This window comes from Pseudoalteromonas aurantia, assembly GCF_005886875.1.
In the GTDB taxonomy this organism is placed as follows: Bacteria; Pseudomonadota; Gammaproteobacteria; order Enterobacterales; family Alteromonadaceae; genus Pseudoalteromonas; species Pseudoalteromonas aurantia_A.
The window spans coordinates 1-463 of the sequence record NZ_PNBY01000168.1 but is presented as its reverse complement, the minus strand read 5'-3'; the positions used below and the strand labels follow the sequence as shown (position 1 = coordinate 463).

The 463-nt window shown below is 40.8% G+C and carries 1 pseudogene; it reads left to right on the top strand.

What is annotated here, in order from left to right:
• Positions 1–463 (top strand): annotated as a pseudogene (locus CWC18_RS21650) (ISAs1 family transposase); the annotation flags it as partial.

The window sequence follows — 463 nt, the reverse complement described above, 5'->3', positions numbered from 1 at the left end:
AAACTCTGAGGCGTTCTTATGAACCGTCGGACAGAAAGTCGACTATTCATATGGTCAGTGCCTTCGCGTCTCAAAATGGCGTTGTAATGGGTCAACTTAAAACAGATGCAAAATCCAATGAAATAACAGCAATTCCCGAGTTACTTGATTTACTAGAATTGAAAGGTCACTTAGTCACATTAGATGCTATGGGGTGTCAGACTAAGATAGCTAAAAAGATCTTTGAAAAAGAGGCGAACTATCTATTTCAGTTAAAGGTAATCAGGGGTCATTGCATCAAGCAATTAAAGAGGCGTTCTATACTGATAGTCAGAACGAACGTGCGGCCGCATACAGCTATCTGGAGCAACAACGTGGCCGCACTGAGTATCGTAAATATGAAGTACTTCCAGCTGCACCATTCCATCTTACTGAAAAATGGTCAAAATTAACGACGATAGGGAAAGCAATTTACTACCGCATA